The 25,861-nt window shown below is 54.3% G+C and carries 22 protein-coding genes; 18 read left to right on the top strand and 4 right to left on the bottom strand.

All coding sequences use genetic code 11. The features are described from left to right. The first annotated feature begins 13 nt into the window (after positions 1–13). Positions 14–1,846, top strand: coding sequence for an SLC13 family permease (locus tag LZP96_RS14330; RefSeq protein ID WP_064326842.1), 1,833 nt, complete (start codon positions 14–16; stop codon positions 1,844–1,846). Positions 1,847–1,931: 85 nt separating this feature from the next. Here the strand turns inward: LZP96_RS14330 and yfbR are convergent, their stop codons facing one another. Continuing rightward, the gene (yfbR, locus tag LZP96_RS14325; RefSeq protein ID WP_064326841.1) at positions 1,932–2,531 is read right to left on the bottom strand and encodes a 5'-deoxynucleotidase; all 600 of its coding nucleotides are present in this window, start codon (positions 2,529–2,531) and stop codon (positions 1,932–1,934) included. 95 nt (positions 2,532–2,626) lie between these two features. Beyond that, positions 2,627–3,844 carry an alanine transaminase AlaA gene (alaA, locus tag LZP96_RS14320; protein WP_064326840.1) on the bottom strand — a complete coding sequence of 406 codons (1,218 nt, stop codon included), beginning with the start codon at positions 3,842–3,844 and terminating at the stop codon, positions 2,627–2,629. 946 nt (positions 3,845–4,790) lie between these two features. Here alaA and lrhA point away from each other — a divergent pair. The 14 genes from lrhA to nuoN all read left to right on the top strand — a co-directional run bounded on the left by lrhA (position 4,791) and on the right by nuoN (position 21,419). Further along, positions 4,791–5,729, top strand: a complete 939-nt coding sequence (gene lrhA, locus LZP96_RS14315) for a transcriptional regulator LrhA (RefSeq protein ID WP_064326839.1) — start codon at positions 4,791–4,793, stop codon at positions 5,727–5,729. Positions 5,730–6,359: 630 nt separating this feature from the next. Then, positions 6,360–6,800 carry an NADH-quinone oxidoreductase subunit NuoA gene (gene nuoA, locus LZP96_RS14310; protein ID WP_064326838.1) on the top strand — a complete coding sequence of 147 codons (441 nt, stop codon included), beginning with the start codon at positions 6,360–6,362 and terminating at the stop codon, positions 6,798–6,800. 15 nt (positions 6,801–6,815) lie between these two features. After that, positions 6,816–7,490 carry an NADH-quinone oxidoreductase subunit NuoB gene (gene nuoB, locus LZP96_RS14305; RefSeq protein WP_064326837.1) on the top strand — a complete coding sequence of 225 codons (675 nt, stop codon included), beginning with the start codon at positions 6,816–6,818 and terminating at the stop codon, positions 7,488–7,490. An 89-nt stretch (positions 7,491–7,579) separates the two neighbouring features. After that, positions 7,580–9,379 (top strand): NADH-quinone oxidoreductase subunit C/D, encoded by a 1,800-nt coding sequence (gene nuoC / locus LZP96_RS14300; RefSeq protein ID WP_064326836.1) that lies wholly within the window; start codon positions 7,580–7,582, stop codon positions 9,377–9,379. 2 nt (positions 9,380–9,381) lie between these two features. Next, complete coding sequence (gene nuoE / locus LZP96_RS14295) at positions 9,382–9,882, top strand: NADH-quinone oxidoreductase subunit NuoE (RefSeq protein WP_064326835.1); 501 nt, start codon at positions 9,382–9,384, stop codon at positions 9,880–9,882. After that, a complete protein-coding gene (gene nuoF / locus LZP96_RS14290) occupies positions 9,879–11,216 on the top strand; it encodes an NADH-quinone oxidoreductase subunit NuoF (RefSeq protein WP_064326834.1) in 1,338 nt (445 codons plus the stop codon). Before nuoE ends, nuoF begins: the two co-directional genes overlap by 4 nt. Before the next feature lie 54 nt (positions 11,217–11,270). Continuing rightward, on the top strand, positions 11,271–13,997 hold the full coding sequence (nuoG, locus tag LZP96_RS14285; RefSeq protein WP_064326833.1) for an NADH-quinone oxidoreductase subunit NuoG: 2,727 nt from the start codon (positions 11,271–11,273) through the stop codon (positions 13,995–13,997). Then, the gene (nuoH, locus tag LZP96_RS14280) at positions 13,994–14,971 is read left to right on the top strand and encodes an NADH-quinone oxidoreductase subunit NuoH (protein WP_064326832.1); all 978 of its coding nucleotides are present in this window, start codon (positions 13,994–13,996) and stop codon (positions 14,969–14,971) included. The genes nuoG and nuoH overlap by 4 nt, the downstream gene beginning before the upstream one ends. Positions 14,972–14,984: 13 nt before the next feature. Further along, positions 14,985–15,527 carry an NADH-quinone oxidoreductase subunit NuoI gene (gene nuoI, locus LZP96_RS14275; RefSeq protein WP_064326831.1) on the top strand — a complete coding sequence of 181 codons (543 nt, stop codon included), beginning with the start codon at positions 14,985–14,987 and terminating at the stop codon, positions 15,525–15,527. Positions 15,528–15,537: 10 nt separating this feature from the next. Further along, complete coding sequence (nuoJ, locus tag LZP96_RS14270) at positions 15,538–16,092, top strand: NADH-quinone oxidoreductase subunit J (protein WP_064326830.1); 555 nt, start codon at positions 15,538–15,540, stop codon at positions 16,090–16,092. Further along, a complete protein-coding gene (nuoK, locus tag LZP96_RS14265) occupies positions 16,089–16,391 on the top strand; it encodes an NADH-quinone oxidoreductase subunit NuoK (RefSeq protein WP_015959821.1) in 303 nt (100 codons plus the stop codon). The genes nuoJ and nuoK overlap by 4 nt, the downstream gene beginning before the upstream one ends. After that, on the top strand, positions 16,388–18,229 hold the full coding sequence (nuoL, locus tag LZP96_RS14260; RefSeq protein WP_064326829.1) for an NADH-quinone oxidoreductase subunit L: 1,842 nt from the start codon (positions 16,388–16,390) through the stop codon (positions 18,227–18,229). Before nuoK ends, nuoL begins: the two co-directional genes overlap by 4 nt. A gap of 196 nt (positions 18,230–18,425) precedes the next feature. After that, complete coding sequence (gene nuoM, locus LZP96_RS14255) at positions 18,426–19,955, top strand: NADH-quinone oxidoreductase subunit M (RefSeq protein WP_064326828.1); 1,530 nt, start codon at positions 18,426–18,428, stop codon at positions 19,953–19,955. A gap of 6 nt (positions 19,956–19,961) precedes the next feature. After that, positions 19,962–21,419, top strand: a complete 1,458-nt coding sequence (gene nuoN, locus LZP96_RS14250; RefSeq protein WP_064326827.1) for an NADH-quinone oxidoreductase subunit NuoN — start codon at positions 19,962–19,964, stop codon at positions 21,417–21,419. Between the two features lie 80 nt (positions 21,420–21,499). Here the strand turns inward: nuoN and LZP96_RS14245 are convergent, their stop codons facing one another. Further along, the gene (locus LZP96_RS14245) at positions 21,500–22,504 is read right to left on the bottom strand and encodes a chemotaxis protein (RefSeq protein ID WP_064326826.1); all 1,005 of its coding nucleotides are present in this window, start codon (positions 22,502–22,504) and stop codon (positions 21,500–21,502) included. Positions 22,505–22,568: 64 nt separating this feature from the next. Then, on the bottom strand, positions 22,569–23,486 hold the full coding sequence (rnz, locus tag LZP96_RS14240) for a ribonuclease Z (protein WP_064326825.1): 918 nt from the start codon (positions 23,484–23,486) through the stop codon (positions 22,569–22,571). 72 nt (positions 23,487–23,558) lie between these two features. Between rnz and LZP96_RS14235 the strand changes: the two genes are divergently transcribed. The 3 genes from LZP96_RS14235 to menF all read left to right on the top strand — a co-directional run bounded on the left by LZP96_RS14235 (position 23,559) and on the right by menF (position 25,773). After that, on the top strand, positions 23,559–24,020 hold the full coding sequence (locus tag LZP96_RS14235) for a GNAT family N-acetyltransferase (RefSeq protein WP_064326824.1): 462 nt from the start codon (positions 23,559–23,561) through the stop codon (positions 24,018–24,020). Between the two features lie 53 nt (positions 24,021–24,073). Beyond that, positions 24,074–24,379, top strand: a complete 306-nt coding sequence (gene elaB / locus LZP96_RS14230; RefSeq protein ID WP_064326823.1) for a stress response protein ElaB — start codon at positions 24,074–24,076, stop codon at positions 24,377–24,379. 98 nt (positions 24,380–24,477) lie between these two features. Beyond that, positions 24,478–25,773 carry an isochorismate synthase MenF gene (menF, locus tag LZP96_RS14225; RefSeq protein WP_064326822.1) on the top strand — a complete coding sequence of 432 codons (1,296 nt, stop codon included), beginning with the start codon at positions 24,478–24,480 and terminating at the stop codon, positions 25,771–25,773. Positions 25,774–25,861: the final 88 nt, after the last annotated feature.

Genomic DNA, 25,861 nt, shown 5'->3' with positions numbered 1-25,861 from the left:
ACAAGGATATGTTGTGAACGGTGAACTGATTTGGGTGCTTAGCCTCCTTGTAATCGCCATCCTTCTTTTTGCCACCGGCAAGGTACGCATGGATGCCGTTGCGTTGCTGGTCATTGTGGCTTTTGTCCTGAGCGGCACATTAACGCTTCCTGAAGCCTTTTCCGGCTTTAGCGATCCCAACGTTATTCTAATTGCCGCGCTCTTTATTATCGGCGACGGGCTGGTACGGACCGGCGTGGCGACCGTTGTGGGCACCTGGCTGGTGAAAATCGCCGGCAGCAGTGAAACCAAAATGCTTGTCTGGCTGATGCTGACGGTGGCCTGTCTGGGCGCTTTTATGAGCTCTACGGGCGTGGTCGCTATCTTCATTCCCGTCGTGCTGAGCGTTTCGATGCGGATGCAAACGTCACCGTCGCGCCTGATGATGCCGCTGAGCTTCGCCGGGCTTATTAGCGGCATGATGACCCTGGTGGCAACCCCGCCAAACCTGGTCGTTAACAGCGAGCTGTTGCGCGAAGGTTATGCGGGATTCAGCTTTTTCAGCGTCACCCCCATCGGGCTTGTGGTGCTGGTTTTAGGCGTCCTTTATATGCTGCTGACCCGCTTTGCGCTGAGAGGGGACATTCAGCATAAAGGCGCTGAGGGCTGGAAGCGCCGGACTTTCCGCGATCTGATTAAAGAGTACCGCCTGACCGGGCGGGCGCGTCGTCTGGCTATTCGCCCGGGTTCACCCCTGATTGGTCAGCGTCTGGACGACCTGAAACTGCGCGAGCGTTACGGCGCTAACGTCATAGGCGTTGAGCGCTGGCGGCGTTTTCGTCGCGTTATCGTCAACGTCAACGGGGTATCGGAATTTCGGGCGCGTGATGTCCTGCTGATCGATATGTCCACCGCGGAGGTGGACTTACGGGAATTTTGCAGCGAACAGCTGCTGGAGCCGATGGTCTTGCGTGGAGAGTATTTCTCGGATCAGGCACTTGATGTGGGGATGGCCGAAGTGTCGCTGATCCCGGCGTCGGAATTGCTCGGCAAAACGGTGCGTGAAATGAGTTTTCGTACCCGCTACGGCCTGAATGTAGTGGGACTGAAGCGAGACGGCGTGGCAATGGAAGGCGCAGTGGTGGATGAACCGCTGCGGCTGGGGGATATTTTCCTGGTGGTCGGGAACTGGAAACTGATCAACCAGCTTGGCCAAAAAGGGCGTGATTTTGTCGTGCTCAATATGCCCGTCGAGGAGAGCGATGCCTCGCCTGCGCACAGCCAGGCACCCCATGCCATATTCTGTCTGGTGCTGATGGTGGCCTTGATGCTGACGGATGAAATCCCCAATCCGATCGCCGCGATCGTGGCCTGTCTCCTGATGGGGAAATTCCGCTGTATTGATGCGGAAAGCGCCTATAAGGCGATTCACTGGCCGAGCATTATTTTGATTGTCGGAATGATGCCCTTTGCGCTGGCGCTGCAAAAAACCGGCGGGGTGGATCTGGTGGTGAAAGGATTAATGGACGTAGGCGGCGGGTATGGGCCGTACATGATGCTGGTGTGCCTGTTTATTATGTGCGCGTCGATAGGGCTGTTTATTTCGAATACGGCAACGGCGGTACTGATGGCCCCCATCGCGCTGGCGATGGCGAAATCCATGGGCGTTTCACCCTATCCGTTCGCGATGATGGTGGCGATGGCCGCTTCTGCCGCGTTTATGACCCCGGTATCTTCTCCGGTCAATACGCTGGTGTTGGGGCCCGGTAATTATAAATTCAGCGACTTTGTGAAGCTGGGCGTGCCGTTTACTCTCCTGGTGATGATTGTTTGCGTGGTGTTGATCCCGATGCTGTTCCCGTTTTGAACAGAGGGCCGGGCGGCGGCTGCTCCAGACCCGGCCCTGGATATCGTTTTACCGCCCCGGCTCGCGCAGCGCTGCCGGGGGGAAATCACAGTGGAGAGTCCTGGCTTATTTCATCCAGCGATAAATGGAAGCTGGGCACAAACACCTGCATGAAGTAGTCCATCTCTTCGCTACGGCGCGATTCCAGCGTTTTTTCCAGCCGTGTTTTAGCCAGTAAAAATTCATTATTGCCGGCGGATAACTCCTCAAGACATTTGAGATAGGCGCAAAGCGCGTCCGCCTGTTTGACCAGCGATTTCTCTTCATCGGTACACTGGTGTTCATCGATGAGTGGGGCAAAAATATCACGCAGCTCTTCAGGTACCATTTCAACCAGTTTTTGTTGGGCAATTTTTTCTATTGCTTTGTATTCCTGCGCAATTTGCGCATTGAAATATTTAACCGGCGTCGGGAGATCGCCCGTCAGCACTTCAGATGCATCGTGATACATCGCCAGCAGAGCGATACGCTCGGCGTTCACCTGACCGTTGAATTTACGATTTTTTATGGCTGCCAGCGCATGGGCCACCATGGCGACCTGCAGGCTATGTTCGGAAACATTTTCCGTGCGCACGTTGCGCATCAATGGCCAGCGGTTGATCAGCTTAAGACGGGAGAGGTGGGCGAAGAAATGACTCTGACTCATAGGTTACCTTTTGTCTTTCACGGCGACAGATTTCATTGTGCGGGGAGGGGAGGCAAGATGCAAATCAGGCTGCCCGAGGCAGCCTGATGAAAAGATTACAGCTGATGATATCCGGAAAGGAAACGTCCAAAGCGGCTGATGGCCATTTCCAGTTCGTCTTCGCGAGGCAGGGTCACGATGCGAACGTGATCGGGCCAGGGCCAGTTAAACGCCGTTCCCTGAACCAGCAGAACCTTTTCCTGTAACAGGAAATCGAGCACCATCTTCTGGTCATCATGGATATTGAAGCGTTTAGCGTCAATTTTTGGGAACATATAGAGCGCGCCGTTTGGCTTCACGCAGGAGACGCCAGGAATGTCGTTAATCAGCTCCCATGCGCGGTTGCGTTGCTCATAAAGGCGTCCACCCGGGACGATAAACTCACTGATGCTCTGATAACCGCCTAACGCGGTTTGAATGGCATGCTGTGCCGGAACGTTCGCACAAAGGCGCATAGACGCCAGCATTTCCAGGCCTTCAATGTAGCCCTTAGCATGTTTTTTAGGCCCGTTCAGGACCATCCAACCCTGACGGAATCCTGCCACGCGGTAGGTTTTCGACAGGCCGTTGAAGGTCACCGTGAGCAGATCGGGTGCCAGCGCCGCGATAGAGTGGTGCTGCGCCGCATCGTAGAGGATCTTATCGTAAATTTCGTCCGCGAAAATGATCAGGTTGTGTTGGCGGGCGATCTCGACGATCTCCAGTAACAGCTCTTTTGAATAGACGGCGCCCGTTGGGTTATTTGGGTTGATAATCACAATGCCGCGCGTGCGCGGGGTGATTTTGGCGCGGATATCATCCAGGTCAGGGAACCAGTCAGCAGATTCATCGCAGAGATAATGCACCGCTTTTCCGCTGGAGAGCGAAACCGCCGCTGTCCATAACGGATAATCCGGCGCAGGCACCAGCATTTCATCACCGCTGTTTAACAATGCCTGCATGGCCTGCACGATCAGTTCAGACACACCGTTACCGATATAGATGTCTTCCACGGTGACGTCACGCATCCCACGGGCCTGATAATGCTGCATGATGGCTTTACGTGCGGAGTAGAGGCCTTTTGAATCGCAGTAACCTTGCGCAGTCGGCAGATTACGGATTACATCAACCAGGATCTCATCCGGCGCGTCAAAACCAAAGGGCGCTGGATTACCAATGTTGAGTTTCAGAACCTTATTGCCTTCCTCTTCAAGGCGCTTAGCCTCTTTAAGGACCGGCCCGCGAATGTCGTAACAGACGTTGTCTAATTTGCTGGATTTTTCGATGGGGGACATGAACCTTTGACCTTTTTAGCTATTATTGCCACTCCCTGCCGTGGAAGTCAGCACGGAACAATGTACTCCCACAAGGCGCTGTTTTGAAGGGTGCACAGTAGAAGATTTTGTTCATCCCGTTCGCGTACAGGGAATTTTTTACGCTGAACTCTCCCGTGTCTAATGCGTATTAATGTGGTGGAAGTTTGTTTTTCCAGAGTAACGCGCCGCTTTGTCATGATTACTATGGATTTAATGCTGCTGAAAATGATTTTCTTCCAGCGCATTTAATGATAGCGTGTATGGTTACGCAGGGTAACATTTCGAAAAAGCTGAATTTTCAGCGCGGCTAACCCGAATAAACCGGGTTAAAACAGCCGTTAGCCTTGTGAAATTAATGTTAAGCATTATTTATGAATAAAAACGCTGTTCATCAAAATTTATTTAATATTAATGATGAGTTGGCAATTTTCGTTAAATTTAATAAATTAGTGCGCCTTGTAATCAGTCCCGATAAATCCTGACTATTGGAATAATACTTATAAATAAAGTGGATTTGGGTTAAGATGTCTGTTCGGGTAAGCGGGTTAAAGATAACAACGATCCGTTTATCTGAATGCCTTAACCTGAATAAGTTGATTGTTATTGTTAGCGTTATCTCTGGCTTGAAAGCATCAGCAACACACTGCTTCTGTACCTCCGTTGCGATAAAGATGCTGGCGAATAGGTCTCTCCTTTCAGGAATTTACATAAATTCGCGAATAGCTGAATATTCTGGACGTTTCAGAGAATAAAAATAGCGTCATGAAACGTGATTTCTGACCAACGATATACACCAGCACAATAGCTATCTGTCAGGCAGTCTGCCGGGCCGGGATGCAGGGAAATCTTCATAAGGATTTGTTTACCTGATACACACAGCTTCAACCCGGGCAGTTCCGCACGAGCAACCTGTAAGTGAATAGATATGATAAATGCAAATCGTCCGATAATGAATCTCGATCTCGATCTGCTGAGAACCTTTGTTGCGGTCGCTGATCTTAATACTTTTGCCGCCGCTGCTGCTGCGGTTTGTCGAACACAGTCTGCTGTCAGTCAACAAATGCAGCGGCTGGAGCAACTAGTGGGAAAAGAGCTTTTTGCTCGCCATGGTCGTAATAAACTGTTAACTGAGCATGGCATTCAGTTGCTGGGTTATGCCCGCAAAATACTGCGCTTTAATGATGAAGCTTGTATGGCTTTAATGTTTAGCAACCTTCAGGGGGTGTTAACGTTGGGCGCTTCTGATGAATCCGCAGATACAATATTGCCGTTTCTGCTCAACCGCATCAGTTCGGTATATCCGAAGCTTGCACTTGATGTGAGCGTTAAACGTAATGCGTTTATGGTCGAAATGCTTAACGCGCATGAAGTGGATCTGGTGGTCACTACGCATCGCCCGGGTCAGTTTGATTGCCTGACGCTGCGCACCTCACCGACGCACTGGTACTGCGCGGCAGAGTATGTTCTGCAAAAAGGCGAAGCCATACCACTGGTGTTGCTGGACGATCCCAGCCCGTTCCGGGATATGGTGATTTCGACGCTGAATGAAGCCAATATTCCGTGGCGCCTGGCCTATGTTGCATCGACATTGCCTGCAGTGCGGGCCGCAGTGAAAGCAGGCCTGGGCGTGACGGCACGTCCCGTAGAGATGATGAGCCCGGATTTACGCGTGCTGGGTCAGTCTGACGGCTTGCCCGCTCTGCCGGATACGGAATACCTTTTGTGCCATAACCCTGCGAGCAATAACGAACTGGCGAAAGTCGTTTTTGAAGCCATGGTTAACTACCATAATCCATGGCAATACCAGAATGTTACTCCGGAAGGGGGGGGCGATCCCCTCGTGGTGGAAAAGGACTTTGAGTGATCTCGCTCATAGAATTCTCGTAACAATTTGTAAGTGTAGAAAGAAACCACTCAAGCCTGTTTTCGGCTGAGTGGTTTTTTTTTGCAAAAAATAACATTAAAAACCTAATGGTTATAGTAAAATAGGCTTTATAATCAGCTGGATGAATAACAAAGGAGGAATTTTAACCGATCTGGCATTCTACACAGTCCTCATGAGCCAGATGTTAAAAAAACGGCGAAAATGTTGCTGTTTTTTTGATTCAATTAACAAAAGCGTGTCACAGATCAAGAAAATACTCCTCTTTGGGGGGAGGAATCGGCAGCGAATCCTGTCAAAATAGGAGGGTTATTTTTTTTACTTCCAAAACGGACACGATTCAACAGGATGCCGTTGACGTAAAGTCATCTACCCACCAGGGTTAAAGGGCATGAATTGTTAATGAGAATCACTCTATGTGATTTAATGTGAAGAAACCTTTGTTAAAGTTGACAAAAGGTTATAGAAAGGAGTAAAAAACCACATCATTTTGCTGTCTACGTCTCATTTCTGACAGTCGGTGTAAGGTTTTTCATTCCTCCCCATGAATCGATGTGATGTCCATCTGCCAGTAAGAGCAGCGTTGTAGATATCACTTTTGATGAGTAAGCAATGAGTATGTCAACATCCACAGAAGTCGTCGCTCACCATTGGGCATTCGCAATCTTTCTTATTGTTGCCATAGGTCTGTGCTGCCTGATGTTAGTCGGCGGCTGGTTCCTGGGCGGTCGCGCCCGCGCAAGGCACAAAAACACACCTTTCGAATCAGGTATTGATTCAGTAGGTACCGCTCGCTTACGCCTGTCCGCCAAGTTCTATCTGGTGGCCATGTTCTTCGTCATCTTCGACGTTGAAGCGCTCTACCTTTTCGCCTGGTCAACGTCAATTCGCGAAAGCGGATGGGTTGGCTTTGTCGAAGCCGCAATTTTCATTTTAGTGCTACTGGCCGGTCTGCTTTACCTGGTGCGCATCGGCGCGCTGGACTGGACACCTGTGCGCTCACGTCGTGGACTGAGCAATCCGGAAAACAGTAACTCTAATCGTCAGCAGTAACAGCGAGGCAATAAGATGGATTATACGCTCACCCGCATAGATCCTAACGGTGAGAATGACCGTTACCCCCTGCAAAAACAGGAGATCGTAACCGACCCCCTGGAGCAAGAAGTCAACAAAAGCGTGTACATGGGCAAGCTCGAAAATGCCATGCACGACATGGTTAACTGGGGGCGTAAGAACTCCATTTGGCCATACAACTTTGGTCTTTCTTGCTGCTACGTTGAAATGGTGACGTCATTCACTGCGGTGCATGACGTTGCGCGTTTTGGTGCTGAGGTACTGCGTGCTTCCCCTCGTCAGGCTGACCTGATGGTGGTTGCAGGCACCTGCTTCACCAAAATGGCTCCCGTCATTCAACGTCTTTACGATCAAATGCTCGAGCCGAAATGGGTCATTTCCATGGGGGCATGTGCAAATTCCGGTGGTATGTACGACATTTATTCTGTCGTGCAGGGCGTCGATAAGTTTATCCCGGTGGATGTGTACATCCCTGGCTGTCCACCACGTCCGGAAGCTTACATGCAGGCGTTGATGCTGCTGCAGGATTCCATCGGGAAAGAGCGCCGTCCGCTCTCCTGGGTGGTTGGCGATCAGGGTGTCTACCGCGCCAATATGCAGTCTGAGCGCGAGCGTAAACGCGGCGAACGTATCGCAGTGACCAACCTGCGTACGCCTGACGAAATTTAATTTGCGCCTGTGGGCATGGAGTCAACCTTCGCATATCACTATTCAAATAGCGCGAAGCCACGCCCGACAGTCACCACGGACCATTTGCAATGGTGAACAATATGACCGACTTAACCGCGCAAGCCGCGAGTCTTACCCGGGACCATCTGGATGACCCGGTTATTGGCGAACTGCGCAACCGTTTTGGGCCGGATGCCTTTACTGTTCAGGCCACCCGCACCGGGGTACCCGTTGTTTGGGTGAAACGTGAACAATTACTGGAAGTGGTCGATTTCCTCAAGAAATTGCCGAAACCTTACGTCATGCTGTTTGACTTACACGGCATGGATGAACGTCTGCGTACGCACCGCCAGGGTCTCCCTGCTGCGGATTTTTCCGTTTTCTACCACCTGATCTCAATAGACCGTAATACGGATATCATGCTCAAGGTGGCATTGTCTGAAAACGACATGCATCTGCCGACGATCACCAAACTTTTCCCGAACGCCAACTGGTATGAGCGCGAAACCTGGGAAATGTTTGGCATGACCTTTGATGGCCACCCGCACCTGACGCGCATCATGATGCCGCAGACCTGGACCGGTCACCCGCTGCGTAAAGACTACCCGGCACGCGCCACCGAATTCGATCCGTTTGAGCTGACCAAAGCAAAACAGGATCTGGAGATGGAAGCGCTGACCTTCAAGCCGGAAGACTGGGGCATGAAGCGCGGCACCGAAAACGAGGACTTCATGTTCCTCAACCTCGGCCCGAACCACCCGTCTGCGCACGGTGCATTCCGTATTATTCTTCAGCTCGATGGCGAAGAGATTGTCGACTGCGTGCCTGATATCGGTTATCACCACCGTGGTGCTGAGAAAATGGGCGAGCGTCAATCCTGGCACAGCTACATTCCTTACACTGACCGTATCGAGTACCTCGGCGGCTGCGTAAACGAAATGCCTTACGTACTGGCCGTTGAAAAACTGGCAGGCATTACCACGCCGGATCGCGTTAACGTGATTCGCGTCATGCTGTCAGAACTGTTCCGCATCAACAGCCACCTGCTCTACATCTCTACGTTCATCCAGGACGTCGGGGCGATGACGCCGGTCTTCTTCGCCTTTACCGATCGTCAGAAAATCTACGATTTGGTCGAAGCCATCACCGGTTTCCGTATGCACCCGGCCTGGTTCCGTATCGGCGGTGTGGCACACGATCTGCCTCGCGGCTGGGATCGTCTGCTGCGCGAATTCCTCGACTGGATGCCGAAGCGTCTGGCTTCCTATGAAAAAGCCGCACTGCGCAACACCATTCTGATTGGTCGTTCGAAAGGCGTGGCCGCTTACGGTGCGAAAGAAGCGCTGGAGTGGGGCACCACCGGTGCTGGCCTGCGCGCAACGGGTATCGATTTCGACGTGCGTAAAGCCCGTCCTTATTCCGGCTATGAAAACTTCGACTTTGAAGTCCCGGTTGGCGGTGGTGTGTCTGACTGCTATACCCGCGTGATGCTGAAAGTTGAAGAGCTGCGCCAGAGTCTGCGTATCCTTGAGCAGTGCCTCAACAACATGCCGGAAGGCCCGTTCAAAGCGGATCACCCGCTGACGACGCCGCCACCGAAAGAGCGCACGCTGCAACATATCGAAACCTTGATTACGCACTTCCTGCAGGTTTCCTGGGGCCCGGTCATGCCGGCGCAGGAGTCCTTCCAGATGATTGAAGCGACCAAGGGTATCAACAGTTACTACCTGACGAGTGACGGCAGCACTATGAGCTACCGTACCCGTGTGCGTACGCCGAGCTTCGCGCACCTGCAGCAGATCCCGGCCGCCATTCGCGGCAGTCTGGTCTCTGACCTGATTGTGTATCTGGGTAGTATCGACTTTGTTATGTCAGATGTGGACCGCTAATTATGCACGAGAATGAACAACCACAAACCGAGGCTTTTGAGCTGAGTGAAGCAGAACGTGCGGCGATTGAGCACGAGATGCACCACTACGAAGACCCGCGTGCGGCGTCCATTGAAGCGCTGAAAATCGTACAAAAGCAGCGCGGCTGGGTGCCGGATGGCGCGATCTACGCGATCGCCGATGTGCTGGGTATCCCGGCAAGCGACGTGGAAGGCGTGGCGACATTCTATAGCCAAATCTTCCGCCAGCCGGTAGGCCGACACGTGATTCGCTATTGCGACAGCGTGGTCTGCCATATCACGGGATACCAGGGGATTCAGGCGGCTCTCGAGAAAAAACTCGATATCAAGCCGGGACAGACGACCTTCGACGGTCGTTTTACGCTGCTTCCGACCTGCTGCCTGGGTAACTGCGACAAGGGACCGAGCATGATGATTGATGAGGACACTCATAGCCATCTCACGCCGGAAGCGATTCCTGACCTGCTGGAGCGGTACAAATGAAAACGGTAATTCGTACTGCTGAGACGCATCCGCTGACCTGGCGTCTTCGCGATGATAAACAGCCGGTATGGCTTGAAGAATATCAAAGCAAAAACGGTTATGAAGGGGCACGCAAAGCGCTGTCTGGCATGGCGCCGGACGATATCGTCAATGCCGTGAAAGATTCCGGTCTGAAAGGGCGTGGCGGTGCGGGCTTCTCCACCGGTCTGAAGTGGAGCCTGATGCCAAAAGACGAATCCATGAACATCCGTTACCTGCTGTGTAACGCCGATGAAATGGAGCCGGGCACCTATAAAGACCGCCTGCTGATGGAACAGCTGCCGCACCTGCTGGTGGAAGGCATGCTGATCTCCGCGTTTGCGCTGAAAGCCTACCGTGGCTACATCTTCCTGCGCGGTGAGTACATCGAAGCAGCTGAAAACCTGCGTCGCGCCATCGCCGAAGCAACCGAAGCGGGCCTGTTAGGTAAAAACATTCTTGGCACCGGTTTTGACTTTGAACTGTTCGTGCACACCGGCGCAGGGCGTTATATCTGTGGTGAAGAGACCGCACTGATTAACTCCCTGGAAGGCCGCCGTGCGAACCCACGTTCCAAGCCTCCGTTCCCGGCAAGCTCCGGCGTATGGGGTAAACCAACGTGCGTTAACAACGTTGAAACCCTGTGTAACGTCCCGGCCATTCTGGCAAACGGCGTAGAGTGGTATCAGGGCATCTCAAAAAGTAAAGATGCCGGTACCAAGCTGATGGGCTTCTCGGGTCGCGTTAAAAACCCAGGCCTGTGGGAACTGCCGTTTGGCACCACTGCCCGCGAAATTCTTGAAGACTACGCTGGCGGCATGCGCGATGGCCTGAAATTTAAAGCCTGGCAGCCGGGTGGGGCAGGGACTGACTTCCTGACCGAAGCCCACCTTGACCTGCCGATGGAATTCGAAAGCATTGGTAAAGCAGGCAGCCGTCTGGGTACGGCGCTGGCGATGGCCGTCGACCACGAGATCGGCATGGTCTCGCTGGTGCGTAACCTGGAAGAGTTCTTTGCCCGCGAGTCCTGCGGCTGGTGTACGCCATGCCGTGACGGTCTGCCGTGGAGCGTGAAGATCCTGCGTGCCATCGAACGTGGCGAAGGCCAGCCTGGCGACATCGAGACACTTGAGCAACTGTGTCGATTCCTGGGCCCGGGTAAAACCTTCTGTGCCCACGCACCAGGCGCCGTAGAGCCACTGCAGAGCGCGATAAAATATTTCCGCGACGAATTCGAAGCAGGCATCAAGCAGCCGTTCAGCAATACCCATGCGATTAATGGGATTCAGCCGAACCTGCTGAAAGCGCGCTGGTAAAAACAGAATTTTGATTAACGCTCAGACCTGTCTGAGCCAACTGGAAGCATGCTAATGGCTACGATTCATGTAGACGGCAAAGAATACGAAGTCAACGGGGCGGACAACCTGCTAGAAGCTTGTCTGTCTCTTGGCCTCGATATTCCGTATTTTTGCTGGCATCCGGCGCTGGGAAGCGTCGGTGCTTGCCGCCAGTGTGCGGTGAAGCAATATCAAAACGCGGAAGACACGCGTGGTCGCCTGGTCATGTCCTGTATGACACCAGCAACCGAAGGCACTTTTATTTCGATCGATGACGCAGAAGCGAAGCAGTTCCGTGAAAGCGTGGTGGAGTGGTTGATGACCAACCACCCGCACGACTGTCCGGTCTGTGAAGAGGGCGGTAACTGCCACCTTCAGGATATGACCGTGATGACCGGTCACAGCTTCCGTCGCTATCGTTTTACTAAGCGTACCCACCGTAACCAGGATTTGGGGCCGTTCATCTCTCATGAAATGAACCGCTGCATCGCCTGCTATCGCTGCGTGCGTTATTACAAAGATTACGCAGACGGTCAGGATTTGGGCGTGTATGGCGCACATGACAACGTCTACTTCGGTCGTCCGGAAGATGGCACGCTTGAAAGCGAATTCTCCGGTAACCTGGTCGAAATTTGCCCGACCGGCGTATTCACCGATAAAACGCACTCCGAGCGCTACAACCGTAAATGGGACATGCAGTTTGCACCTAGCATCTGCCAGCAGTGCTCCCTGGGTTGTAACACCAGTCCGGGTGAACGTTATGGCGAACTGCGCCGTATCGAAAACCGTTATAACGGTACCGTTAACCACTACTTCCTTTGCGACCGTGGTCGTTTCGGCTATGGCTATGTGAACCTGAAAGACCGTCCGCGTCAGCCGGTTCAACGTCGTGGCGATGACCTTATTACCCTGAATGCCGAACAGGCGATGCAGGGTGCCGCAGATATTCTGCGCCAGTCGAAGAAAGTGATCGGTATTGGTTCGCCGCGTGCCAGCGTTGAAAGCAACTTCGCGCTGCGTGAGCTGGTTGGTGCTGAAAACTTCTATACCGGTATCGCGACCGGCGAGCAGGAACGTCTGCAGCTGGTACTGAAAGTACTGCGCGAAGGCGGTATTCATACCCCTGCGCTGCGTGAAATCGAATCTTACGATGCCGTTCTGGTGCTGGGTGAAGATCTGACCCAGACCGGCGCTCGCGCTGCCCTGGCCGTTCGTCAGGCGGTGAAAGGTAAAGCGCGTGAAATGGCGGCGGCTCAGAAAGTGGCCGACTGGCAGATTGCAGCAATCCTGAACATCGGTCAGCGTGCGAAGCATCCGTTGTTTGTCACCAACGTGGATAACACCCGTCTTGATGATATCGCCGCATGGACATACCGTGCGCCGGTTGAAGATCAGGCGCGTCTTGGCTTTGCTATTGCCCACGCGCTGGACAACAGCGCGCCGGCTGTCGAAGGGCTGGATCGTGACCTGCAAAGCAAGATCGACGTGATCGTTCAGGCGCTGGCAGGGGCTAAAAAACCACTGATTATCTCCGGCACCAACGCCGGCAGTCCTGATGTTATTCAGGCCGCTGCGAACGTGGCGAAAGCCCTGAAAGGGCGTGGCGCGGATGTGGGCGTTACCATGATTGCCCGTGCGGTGAACAGTGTCGGACTGGGTATGATGGGCGGCGGTTCTCTTGAAGAAGCGCTCAGCGAACTGGAATCCGGTGCGGCAGATGGCGTGATTGTTCTTGAGAACGATCTGCATCGTCATGCTTCAGCGGCACGCGTTGACGCAGCCCTTTCCAAAGCGCCGCTGGTGATGGTGATTGACCATCAGCGTACGGCGATTATGGACAAAGCGCACCTTGTGCTCTCTGCGGCAAGCTTCGCGGAAAGCGACGGTACGGTTATCAACAACGAAGGCCGTGCACAGCGTTTCTTCCAGGTGTATGACCCGGCGTACTACGACAGCAACATCATCATGCTGGAAAGCTGGCGCTGGCTGCACTCGCTGCACAGCACCGTGGAAAACCGTCAGGTTGACTGGACCCAGCTCGATCATGTGATCGACGCCGTGGTTGAAAAACTGCCTCAGCTGGCTGGCATTAAAGATGCTGCGCCGGACGCAAGCTTCCGTATTCGTGGCCAGAAACTGGCGCGTGAACCGCATCGTTACAGTGGTCGTACCGCTATGCGTGCGAACATTAGCGTTCACGAGCCACGTCAGCCGCAAGATAAAGACACCATGTTTGCCTTCTCAATGGAAGGGAACAACCAGCCGTCCGCACCACGCTCGCAGATTCCATTTGCATGGGCACCAGGCTGGAACTCCCCGCAGGCATGGAATAAATTCCAGGCCGAAGTGGGGGGCTCTCTGCGTCATGGCGACCCGGGAGTGCGTCTGATTGAAGCCTCTGAAACCGGCCTGGAGTTCTTTACCACCGTTCCGGAAAGCTTCCAGGCTCAGGAAGGAAACTGGCGTATCGCGCCTTACTACCATCTGTTTGGTAGTGACGAGATGTCCCAGCGTTCTCCTGTATTCCAGAGCCGTATGCCACAGCCTTACATTAAGCTCAATCCGGCAGACGCCGCGAAGCTGGGCGTTAATGCGGGCAGCCATGTCTCCTTTAGCTACGAAGGCCAGACAATCAGCTTACCGCTGATTATTTCTGAAGGCCTGACGGCAGGGCAGGTTGGTTTGCCAATGGGCATGCCGGGTATTGCACCGGTGCTGGCAGGCGCGCGTCTTGATAATCTGCAGGAGGCAAAAGCATGAGTTGGTTAACGCCGGATCTTATCGACATTCTGCTTAGCATTCTCAAGGCGGTCGTCATTTTGCTGGTGGTCGTTACCTGCGGCGCGTTCATGAGCTTTGGTGAACGTCGTCTGCTCGGTCTGTTCCAGAACCGTTACGGACCGAACCGCGTGGGCTGGGGTGGTTCACTCCAGCTGGTCGCGGACATGATCAAAATGTTCTTTAAAGAGGACTGGATCCCGCGCTTCTCGGATCGCGTCATCTTTACGCTGGCGCCGATGATTGCGTTTACCTCGCTGCTGCTGGCGTTTGCGATTGTTCCTGTCAGCCCGAGCTGGGTAGTCGCTGACCTGAATATCGGGATTCTGTTCTTCCTGATGATGGCAGGCCTCGCGGTTTATGCGGTGCTGTTTGCAGGCTGGTCCAGTAACAACAAATACTCCCTGCTGGGTGCGATGCGTGCTTCCGCGCAAACGCTGAGCTACGAAGTGTTCCTGGGTCTTTCCCTGATGGGCGTGGTGGCACAGGCCGGTTCATTCAACATGACCGACATCGTCAACAACCAGGCTGACATCTGGAACGTGATCCCGCAGTTCTTTGGTTTTGTCACCTTTGCTATCGCGGGCGTGGCGGTTTGTCACCGTCACCCGTTTGACCAGCCAGAAGCCGAACAGGAACTGGCCGACGGTTACCACATTGAATATTCCGGGATGAAATTCGGTCTGTTCTTCGTGGGCGAATACATCGGTATCGTCACCATTTCCGCGTTGATGGTAACGCTGTTCTTTGGTGGCTGGCATGGCCCGTTCTTACCGCCGTTCATCTGGTTCGCGCTGAAAACCGCGTTCTTCATGATGATGTTCATTTTGATTCGTGCGTCTTTACCGCGTCCTCGTTACGACCAGGTAATGTCCTTCGGCTGGAAAGTGTGCCTGCCGCTGACGCTCGTCAACTTGTTGGTAACGGCGGCTGTCATTCTCTGGCAGCAGCCATAAGGGGCTTTAGACCATGACCTTAAAAGAATTATTCGTAGGTTTCGGCACCCAGGTACGCAGTATCTGGATGATCGGCCTGCATGCGTTTGCTAAACGCGAAACTCGGATGTACCCGGAAGAGCCGGTCTATCTGCCGCCACGCTATCGTGGTCGTATCGTGCTGACGCGCGATCCGGACGGTTCAGAGCGCTGCGTTGCCTGTAACCTGTGTGCGGTAGCCTGTCCGGTAGGCTGTATCTCTTTGCAAAAAGCAGAGACGGTTGATGGCCGCTGGTACCCTGAGTTTTTCCGCATTAACTTCTCACGCTGCATTTTCTGCGGTCTGTGTGAAGAAGCGTGCCCAACCACGGCGATTCAGCTGACTCCGGATTTCGAACTGGGTGAGTACAAGCGTCAGGATCTGGTGTACGAGAAAGAGGATCTGCTGATTTCCGGTCCGGGCAAATACCCGGAATATAACTTCTACCGGATGGCGGGTATGGCAATCGACGGCAAAGATAAGGGCGAAGCAGAGAACGAAGCCAAGCCTATCGACGTCAAGAGCCTGTTACCGTAAGGAGAGGGCAATGGAATTCGCTTTTTATATCTGTGGCCTCATCGCCATCCTGGCTACGCTACGAGTGATTACGCACACCAATCCGGTGCATGCGCTGCTGTATTTAATCATCTCGCTGCTGGCTATTTCCGGAGTGTTCTTCGCTCTGGGCGCGCATTTCGCGGGTGCACTGGAAATCATCGTCTACGCCGGGGCCATTATGGTGCTGTTCGTCTTCGTGGTGATGATGCTGAATCTGGGCGGCTCTGAAATTGAGCAGGAACGTCAGTGGTTACAACCGCAGGTCTGGATTGGCCCGGCAATTTTGTCGGCCATCATGCTGGTGGTGATTGTTTACGCCATTCTGGGCGTGAATGACCAGGGCATCGACGGCACGCCGATTAGCGCGAAAGCAGTGGGCATTGCGCTGTTTGGTCCGTACGTCCTGGCGGTTGAACTGGCGTCAATGCTGCTGCTGGCCGGTCTGGTTGTTGCCTTCCACGTGGGCCGCGAAGAGCGTGCTGGCGAGGTGCTGAGCAATCGTACTGACGATCGCGCGAAAAGAAAAATGGAGGAGCGCGCATGATCCCTTTAACACATGGACTGATCCTCGCCGCGATATTATTCGTTCTGGGCTTAACCGGTCTGGTTATCCGCCGCAATCTGCTGTTTATGCTGATTGGTCTGGAAATCATGATCAACGCCTCTGCGCTGGCCTTCGTGGTCGCCGGAAGCTACTGGGGACAGCCTGATGGTCAGGTTATGTACATTCTCGCTATCAGCCTTGCGGCTGCCGAAGCGAGTATTGGCCTGGCGCTGTTGCTGCAGCTCCATCGTCGCCGCCAGAACCTGAACATCGATTCAGTAAGTGAGTTGCGTGGATGAACATGCTTGCCTTAACCATTATTTTTCCGCTGATTGGCTTTGTGCTGCTGGCATTTTCTCGCGGCCGCTGGTCTGAGAATCTGTCCGCAACCGTGGGCATTGGCTCTATCGGTCTGGCTGCGCTGGTGACAGCGTACGCGGGTATCGACTTCTTCAACAACGGACGTCAGGTCTTTAGCGTGCCGCTGTGGACCTGGATGGCGGTCGGTGATTTCAATATCGGGTTCAACCTGGTGCTGGATGGTCTCTCCCTCACCATGCTCTCCGTGGTGACCGGTGTGGGCTTCCTGATCCACATGTTTGCGTCCTGGTATATGCGCGGTGAAGAGGGTTACTCCCGCTTCTTCGCCTACACCAACCTGTTTATCGCGAGCATGGTTGTTCTGGTGCTGGCCGATAACCTGCTGCTGATGTATCTCGGCTGGGAAGGCGTGGGGCTTTGCTCTTACCTGCTGATCGGTTTCTATTATACCGATCCGAAGAATGGCGCAGCGGCCATGAAAGCGTTCGTCGTGACCCGCGTGGGTGACGTCTTCCTCGCCTTCGCGCTGTTCATTCTTTACAACGAACTGGGCACGCTGAACTTCCGCGAAATGGTGGAACTGGCGCCGGCACACTTCGAAGCGGGCAACAACATGCTGATGTGGGCAACGCTGATGTTGCTGGGTGGTGCTGTGGGTAAATCCGCACAGCTGCCGTTGCAGACATGGCTTGCTGACGCGATGGCAGGCCCAACGCCTGTCTCCGCGCTGATCCACGCCGCGACCATGGTAACCGCGGGTGTCTACCTGATTGCCCGTACACATGGTCTGTTCCTGATGACGCCGGAAATTCTGCATCTGGTGGGCATCGTCGGTGCGGTTACGCTGGTGCTGGCAGGCTTTGCCGCGCTGGTCCAGACCGACATCAAACGCGTGCTTGCTTACTCCACCATGAGCCAGATTGGTTACATGTTCCTGGCGCTGGGCGTTCAGGCATGGGACGCAGCCATTTTCCACCTGATGACGCACGCGTTCTTTAAAGCGCTGCTGTTCCTCTCATCCGGTTCGGTCATTCTGGCCTGCCACCATGAGCAGAACATTTTCAAAATGGGTGGCCTGCGTAAATCCATTCCGCTGGTCTACGTCTGCTTCCTGGTGGGCGGCGCGGCGCTGGCGGCACTGCCGCTGATTACCGCGGGCTTCTTCAGTAAGGACGAAATCCTTGCGGGTGCCATGGCTAATGGTCATATCAATCTGATGGTTGCGGGTCTGGTCGGTGCGTTTATGACCTCCTTGTATACCTTCCGTATGATTTTCATCGTCTTCCACGGTAAAGAACAAATTCACGCTCACGCAGGGAAGGGGATTACTCACCACCTGCCGCTGATTGTGCTGCTGATCCTGTCTACCTTCATCGGGGCAATGATTGTGCCACCGCTGCAGGGTGTCCTGCCGGATACCACAGAGCTTGAGCACGGTCGCGTTCTGACGCTTGAAATCACCTCCGGTGTGGTGGCCATTGCGGGCATCCTGATCGCGGCATGGCTGTGGCTGGGCAAACGTACGCTGGTGACCTCGATTGCCAACAGTGCGCCAGGCCGTCTGCTTGGCACCTGGTGGTACAACGCGTGGGGCTTTGACTGGCTGTACGATAAGATTTTCGTGAAGCCATTCCTGGGCATTGCGTGGCTGCTGAAACGCGATCCGATGAACGCAATGATGAACATCCCGGCCATCCTCTCCCGCTTTGCAGGCAAAGGTCTGCTGCTGAGCGAGAACGGATATCTGCGCTGGTATGTTGCATCCATGAGCATCGGTGCGGTTGTCGTGCTGGCACTGCTGATGGTGTTGCGTTAGTCGTTAAGTGAATTTAATTAGAATTCGTTGAAATCAGGTCCAACAGGACAGGCGTTATCGGCGAAGTCAGAGTGAACACCGCCTGCGCACAGCAACCGGAGCGTAATAAACGACGTGAGGATTGCCAGCACAGACGGGGTTCGCTATGACGAGTAAGATAGCCTGAGCCGGACTTAAACAAGGAACAAATATCGCCATGTTATTACCCTGGCTAATACTGATTCCCTTCATCGGCGGTTTCCTTTGCTGGCAGACTGAACGCTTTGGCGTGAAGATGCCGCGCTGGATTGCGCTGATCACCATGGGACTGACGCTGGCACTGTCGCTGCAACTGTGGATGCAGGGCGGTTATTCATTGACCCAATCTGCGGGCCTTCCGCAGTGGCAGTCAGAGTTTATCCTGCCGTGGATCCCACGCTTTGGGATCACGATTCACCTGGCGCTGGATGGTTTGTCACTGCTGATGGTGGTCCTGACCGGTCTGCTCGGCGTTCTGGCGGTTCTGTGCTCCTGGCAAGAAATTCAAAAATACCAGGGCTTCTTCCACCTCAACCTGATGTGGATCCTGGGCGGCGTAATCGGCGTGTTCCTGGCCATCGATATGTTCCTGTTCTTCTTCTTCTGGGAGATGATGCTGGTGCCGATGTACTTCCTGATCGCGCTGTGGGGCCATAAGGCTTCTGACGGTAAAACGCGTATCACGGCGGCAACCAAGTTCTTCATCTATACCCAGGCGAGTGGTCTGGTGATGTTGATTGCCATCCTGGGACTGGTGTTTGTCCATTACGATGCGACCGGCGTCTGGACCTTCAACTACGAACAGCTGCTGAAAACGCCAATGTCGCACGGGGTAGAATACCTGCTGATGCTCGGCTTCTTCATCGCCTTTGCGGTGAAAATGCCGGTTGTGCCGCTGCACGGCTGGCTGCCGGACGCGCACTCTCAGGCCCCAACGGCGGGTTCCGTTGACCTGGCCGGTATCTTGCTGAAAACCGCGGCCTACGGCCTGCTGCGTTTTGCACTGCCGCTGTTCCCGAATGCCTCCGCAGAGTTCGCGCCAATTGCCATGTGGCTGGGTGTGATCGGTATCTTCTACGGTGCCTGGATGGCCTTCACCCAGTACGATATTAAACGTCTGATCGCGTACACCTCGGTTTCCCACATGGGCTTCGTGTTGATTGCTATCTACACCGGCAGCCAGCTGGCGTACCAGGGCGCGGTGATTCAGATGATTGCGCACGGTCTGTCTGCGGCGGGTCTCTTCATCCTGTGCGGTCAGCTGTACGAACGTCTGCACACCCGCGATATGCGTATGATGGGCGGTCTGTGGAGCAAGATTAAATGGCTGCCTGCGCTCTCTATGTTCTTCGCAGTCGCTACCCTGGGTATGCCCGGGACCGGTAACTTCGTTGGCGAATTTATGATTCTGTTCGGCAGCTTTAAAGTTGTTCCGACGATCACCGTAATCTCCACCTTCGGTCTGGTCTTTGCCTCCGTTTACTCGCTGGCGATGCTGCATCGCGCTTACTTCGGTAAAGCGAAAAGCGAAATTGCGGCGCAAACGCTGCCAGGCATGTCGCTGCGAGAGCTGTCGATCGTTCTGCTGCTGGTCGTACTACTGGTGCTGTTGGGCTTCTATCCGCAGCCAATTCTGGATACCTCGCATTCCGCGATGAGCAATATCCAGCAGTGGTTTGTTAATTCTGCTTCTACTACAAGGCCGTAAATCGCCATGACAATAACTCCACAACAACTGATTGCGCTGCTACCGCTGCTGATCGTCGGATTGACGGTGGTGGTTGTGATGCTCTCCATTGCGTGGCGACGCAATCACTTCCTGAATGCCACGCTGTCGGTTCTGGGTTTGAACGCCGCATTAGTCTCCCTCTGGTTTGTTGGCCAGGCGGGAGCAATGGACGTCACGCCGCTGATGCGCGTCGACGGATTTGCCATGCTCTACACCGGGCTGGTCCTGCTGGCGAGCCTGGCGACCTGTACGTTCGCCTATCCATGGCTTGAAGGGTACAACGACAATAAAGAAGAGTTTTACCTGCTGGTACTGATTGCCTCGCTGGGTGGGATCCTTCTGGCAAACGCGAACCATATGGCGGCGCTGTTCCTCGGTATTGAGCTGATCTCTCTGCCGCTGTTCGGCCTGATTGGCTACGCCTTCCGTCAGAAACGTTCGCTGGAAGCCAGTATCAAGTACACCATTCTGTCTGCGGCGGCGTCATCGTTCCTGCTGTTCGGTATTGCGCTGATTTACGCACAGTCCGGTAACCTCTCTTTCGTTGCCATTGGCAAGAGCCTGGGCGACGGCATGCTGCACGAGCCGCTGCTGCTGGCGGGTCTGGGCATGATGATTGTGGGCCTGGGCTTTAAGCTCTCTCTGGTGCCATTCCACCTGTGGACGCCAGACGTCTACCAGGGCGCACCTGCGCCGGTCTCTACCTTCCTGGCGACGGCAAGTAAAATTGCCATCTTCGGGGTAGTGATGCGTCTGTTCATGTACGCACCGGTGGGAGATAGCGAAGCGGTTCGCGTTGTGCTTGGCATTATTGCGTTCGTCTCCATCATCTTCGGTAACCTGATGGCGTTGAGCCAGACCAACATTAAACGTCTGCTGGGTTACTCTTCTATCTCCCATCTGGGTTACCTGATGGTCGCGCTCATTGCTCTGCAGAGCGGGATGATGTCGATGGAAGCCGTAGGCGTTTACCTGGCCGGTTATCTGTTCAGCAGCCTCGGCGCGTTCGGCGTGGTGAGCCTGATGTCCAGCCCGTACCGTGGTCCGGATGCTGATTCACTGTTCTCCTACCGTGGCCTGTTCTGGCATCGTCCGATTCTTTCTGCGGTCATGACGGTGATGATGCTGTCTCTGGCAGGTATCCCGATGACGCTCGGCTTTATCGGTAAGTTCTACGTGCTGGCAGTCGGTGTGCAGACGGGCCTGTGGTGGCTGACAGCGGCCGTGGTTATCGGCTCCGCTATCGGTCTGTACTACTACCTGCGCGTTGCCGTGAGTCTGTATCTGAATGCGCCTCAACAGCTTAACCGTGATGCACCTACCAACTGGCAGTACAGCGCCGGTGGTATCGTGGTGCTCATTTCTGCGCTGCTGGTGCTGATCTTCGGTATCTATCCGCAGCCGCTGATAGATATCGTTCAGCACGCGATGCCATTGATGTAAAAACAAAAACCCGCCTCGGCGGGTTTTTTTATGGTTTTCCCCCTCTCCCGGTGGGAGAGGGCCGGGGTGAGGGCACCCGATTAAGCCAGCTGCTTGCGACTGATCAACGGACCGTCAATCTTCTTCATCGACCGATCCAACACCTCTTCAATGACGGATGACAGTTCGTTCAGTTCGAACTTCGCCACGTAACCATCCGCCTTCACTTTACGAATATGATCTTCGTTGGCATTGCCAGAAAGAGAGGAGTGAATCACCACCGGGATATCCTTCAATACAGGATCGGTTTTGATTTTACGCGTCAGCGTAAAACCGTCCATTTCCGGCATTTCGAGATCGGTCAGGACAAGGGCGATCTTATCGGTGATCGGCACCCCTTCGGCCTGCGCCTGTGCGGCCAACACGCCAATCTTCTCCCACGCATCCTTGCCGGTAATATGCAGCTGCGCCGGGATCGCCATCGCCTCCAGCCCTTTTTCCAGCATCGAACGCGCGACTTTTGAATCCTCTGCCACAATCGCCACAGCGCCAGGCTTCATATGGAATTTCGTGGTGGTCAGATTAGTGGCGTGCAGATCATGGTTGGCGGGGGTGATGTCATACAGAATCTGCTCAACATCCAGCACCATGGCCAGATCGTTGGTGTCACTTTTTTCATCAAGGCACGCAATGCTGGTGATGTAACGACCGCTCACGGCGGTTTCTGCGGCATGAACCTGTTTCCAGTCAAGACGCATAATATTCTCGACTGACTCGACGGCAAACGCCTGCACGCTGCGGGCATATTCGGTAATTAACAGAATATTCAGGCCGGTTGTAGGCTTACAGCCCGCCACGGCAGCCAGGTCGATCACCGGGATCACCTGATCGCGGATGTTCACCATTCCCATCAGCGGCGATTTCATCCCCGCCGGTTTGGTGAACTCCGGCATAGGTACAATTTCACGCAGCTTGAATACGTTAATGCCAAATAGCTCAGATTTGCTCTCATCCATCGAGGTGCCGAGACGGAACAACAGCAGTTCAAACCGGTTCGACAGGGTCAGATTGGCCCTGTCATCAATATCTTTCTGGAAATTATCCATTGTACCCTCAAGTGAGATGCTTGCCTTTTAATCGTTATCGGCACGCCGAGGGAAAAATGAAGGACTAAACGCGAATGCGGGCAAAATCTTCTGCCAGGTCGCAGGCGGGAAAGATCGTGCGACACTCTGCCAGCAGGCTGGCGCATCCTTGCGGGTCGTACCGGGAGCTGACGTGCGTAATGACCAGCTTTTTCACTTTGGCATCGCGGGCCACCCGCGCCGCCTGATGGGTAGAGCTGTGCCCGCGGCTGTTTGCTTTCTCTTCCATGGCCGCCTCCAGCGTCGCTTCATGCACCATCAAATCGACATCCTGTGCAAGCACCCTCGCCGCCGGGCAGGGGCCCGTATCGCCAAAAATAGCCAGCTTCTTGCCTGGCAGAGGAGCCGAAAGATAATCCTGACCGTTTACCGTATCACCGTTCTCAAGCGTGACCGTTTCGCCCTGTTTCAGGCGCTGGAACACGGGGCCAGGCTTAACGCCACGGGCAATCAGCGCGGCGGCATCCAGGGCGCCAGGCTTGTCATGCTCGACAATACGATAGCCATAGCATTCGACGGGATGATTAAGCCGGTGCGCACTCACGGTATAATCCGCATCCCTGACGACAACGCCTTCGTCTATTTCGATGACCTCCAGCGGAAAATCGGTCCACGAGCCACTCAGCCGAAGCGTGGTCTCTACGAACTCACGAATGCCGGCGGGGCCGTAGAGGGTTAGCGCGTTGACGTTACCCGCCATCGAACGACTGCACAGCAGCCCCGGCAGGCCAAAAAGGTGATCGCCATGCAGGTGGGTAATAAAAATTTTATCGAGCTTACCCGGATGATAAGGCGTCTGTAACAGCTGATGCTGCGTGCCTTCGCCGCAGTCAAACAGCCACAGCCCCGCCCGGACGGGATGTTGTAAATCGAGCAGCATTGCCGTTACGTTGCGCGAACGGGTTGGCACACCCGCAGACGTACCCAGAAAAATCAGTTCCATAACACAGTCAGACTCTTTGCCGAACGATAAAGTGTTTAGTATAACGGGATGAGACCTCATAAGGAGCCTGACATGATTCAGTGGCAAGATTTACACCATAGTGAACTCAGCGCATCCGCGCTATATGCCCTGCTTAAGCTACGTTGCGAAGTGTTTGTGGTTGAACAAACCTGTCCCTATCTGGATGTCGACGGCGACGACCTGGTCGGTGAAAACCGCCATCTCCTAGGCTGGCGGGACAACGCGCTGGTGGCGTATGCGAGGATTCTGAAAAGCGAGGACGATTTTGATCCCGTGGTGATTGGCCGCGTGGTGATTAGCGGCAAGGCGCGAGGCGAAAAGCTCGGACATCAACTGATGGAACAAACGCTCTCATCCTGCAAAAAGCACTGGCCTGACAAGGCCTTATACCTTGGCGCACAGGCGCACCTGCAACCCTTCTACGCCCACTTTGGCTTCTTACCGGTAACCGACGTCTACGATGAAGATGGGATCCCGCACATTGGCATGGCAAAAGAAGCGAAACAGGCGTAATGGCGCGGGGTTGTCTATAGTTACCGGACTGATGCACTCACAAGGAGATAACTATGTCATTTCAATCCTGGGATACACGTATCGATGACGACCTCGCTCTGCTGAGCGATACGCTGGAAGAAGTGCTGCGCTCTTCAGGCGATCCGGCAGACCAAAAGTATATTGAGCTGAAAGCGCGTGCCGAGCAGGCGCTGGAGGACGTGAAGAACCGCGTCAGCCATGCATCTGATAATTATTATTATCGTGCGAAGCAAGCGGTCTATCGTGCTGATGACTATGTGCATGAAAAACCGTGGCAGGGCATTGGCGTCGGGGCGGCGGCAGGCCTGGTGTTAGGGCTGTTGTTGGCGCGCCGTTAATCTCGCTATTTGCACACGCTGACCCCTCCCTAAACGTGGGTACTGCCTTTTGGGGCAAGTACCCCGTATAATGTGAGGTTTTACAGGGAGAGGTCCGCGTGCATTCACTATCTGATGCGCTGGAGCGATTGCAGGCTCTGCTCGCACATGACATTCCAGCCACACCCGGTTTACGTCATCTTGACGTCTCTTTTCCGTTAAACGATGCCTTCGATCCCCTGGCCTGGCTGGGTGCACAGTTATGCTATCCGCAGTTTTACTGGCAACAGCGTAACGGTGACGAAGAGCTGGCCGCACTCGGCTCCCTCAAACCTTTCTCTTCTCTTTCTGCTGCGCAACGCTTTTTGCGTGCCCACCCGGCCTGCGACGATACCCGTATTTGTGGCCTGAATGCCTTTACGCCAGAACAGGGGCACCTGTTTTTACCGCGTCTGCTTTGGATGCGTGAAGGGGGCTCGGCCAGGCTGCGTCTGACCTTGTTTAGCGCACACTCCCTGGCGCAGGACGCGCAAGAGGCGGCAGGATTTTTACATCAGCTGACCGGTCTTAAACCGATGCCACGCCTGCCTTCACAACGCGTCAGCGAAACCCATTCGTCCAGCCGTCCTGAATGGATGGCATTAATTGCCCGGGCGACGGAGGCAATCGCGCGCGGTGAATTCGAAAAAGTGGTGCTGGCGCGGGCAACGGACCTGCAATTTTCACAGCCGGTCAACCCCATCGCACTGATGGCAGCCAGCCGGGCGCTCAATCTCACCTGTTTTCATTTCTGCATGGTCTTCGATGCGCAAAAGGCCTTTATGGGCTCATCCCCCGAGCGGCTTTGGCGCAGACGAGGCAAACACCTGCGCACAGAAGCCCTGGCAGGGACCGTGGCCAACAGCAGCGACGATGTGCAGGCGCAGCGTTTAAGTGACTGGTTGATGCACGACGATAAAAATCAGCGTGAAAATATGCTGGTGGTTGAAGATATCTGTCAGCGCTTGCAGCGTCATACGCTGTCGCTGGAGGTACTGCCTGCCCAGGTGGTTCGCCTGCGCAAAGTACAGCATTTACGCCGCTGTATCTGGACGGAAATGCACGATGCTGATGATGAGCAGTGTTTGCATCTGCTGCAGCCGACGGCAGCGGTCGCCGGGCTTCCCCGTCAGGCGGCGCGCGAGTTTATTCAACGCATGGAACCCTTCGATCGGGAATGGTATGCCGGTTCGGCGGGCTATCTCTCCCTGAGGCAAAGTGAATTTTGCGTGGCGCTCCGCTCGGCGCGGGTGAGTGACGCAGAGGTGCGGCTCTACGCCGGGGCGGGCATTGTCAGCGGTTCGGACCCCGAACAGGAGTGGCTGGAGATCGAAAATAAAGCCGCGGGATTGAGAAGTTTGCTCCTAAGGGATTAGCACAGAGTCGCACAATCCCGATTCATATCAAAATTCCATCTTTTCCTATTATTTATACTGTGTCGCAATATTGATACCGGACAATCTC

The organism is Huaxiibacter chinensis, from assembly GCF_022171985.1.
GTDB lineage: Bacteria > Pseudomonadota > Gammaproteobacteria > Enterobacterales > Enterobacteriaceae > Enterobacter > Enterobacter chinensis_A.
Note: the sequence above shows the minus strand (reverse complement) of the source record. Positions and strands in the feature narration are given on the sequence as shown.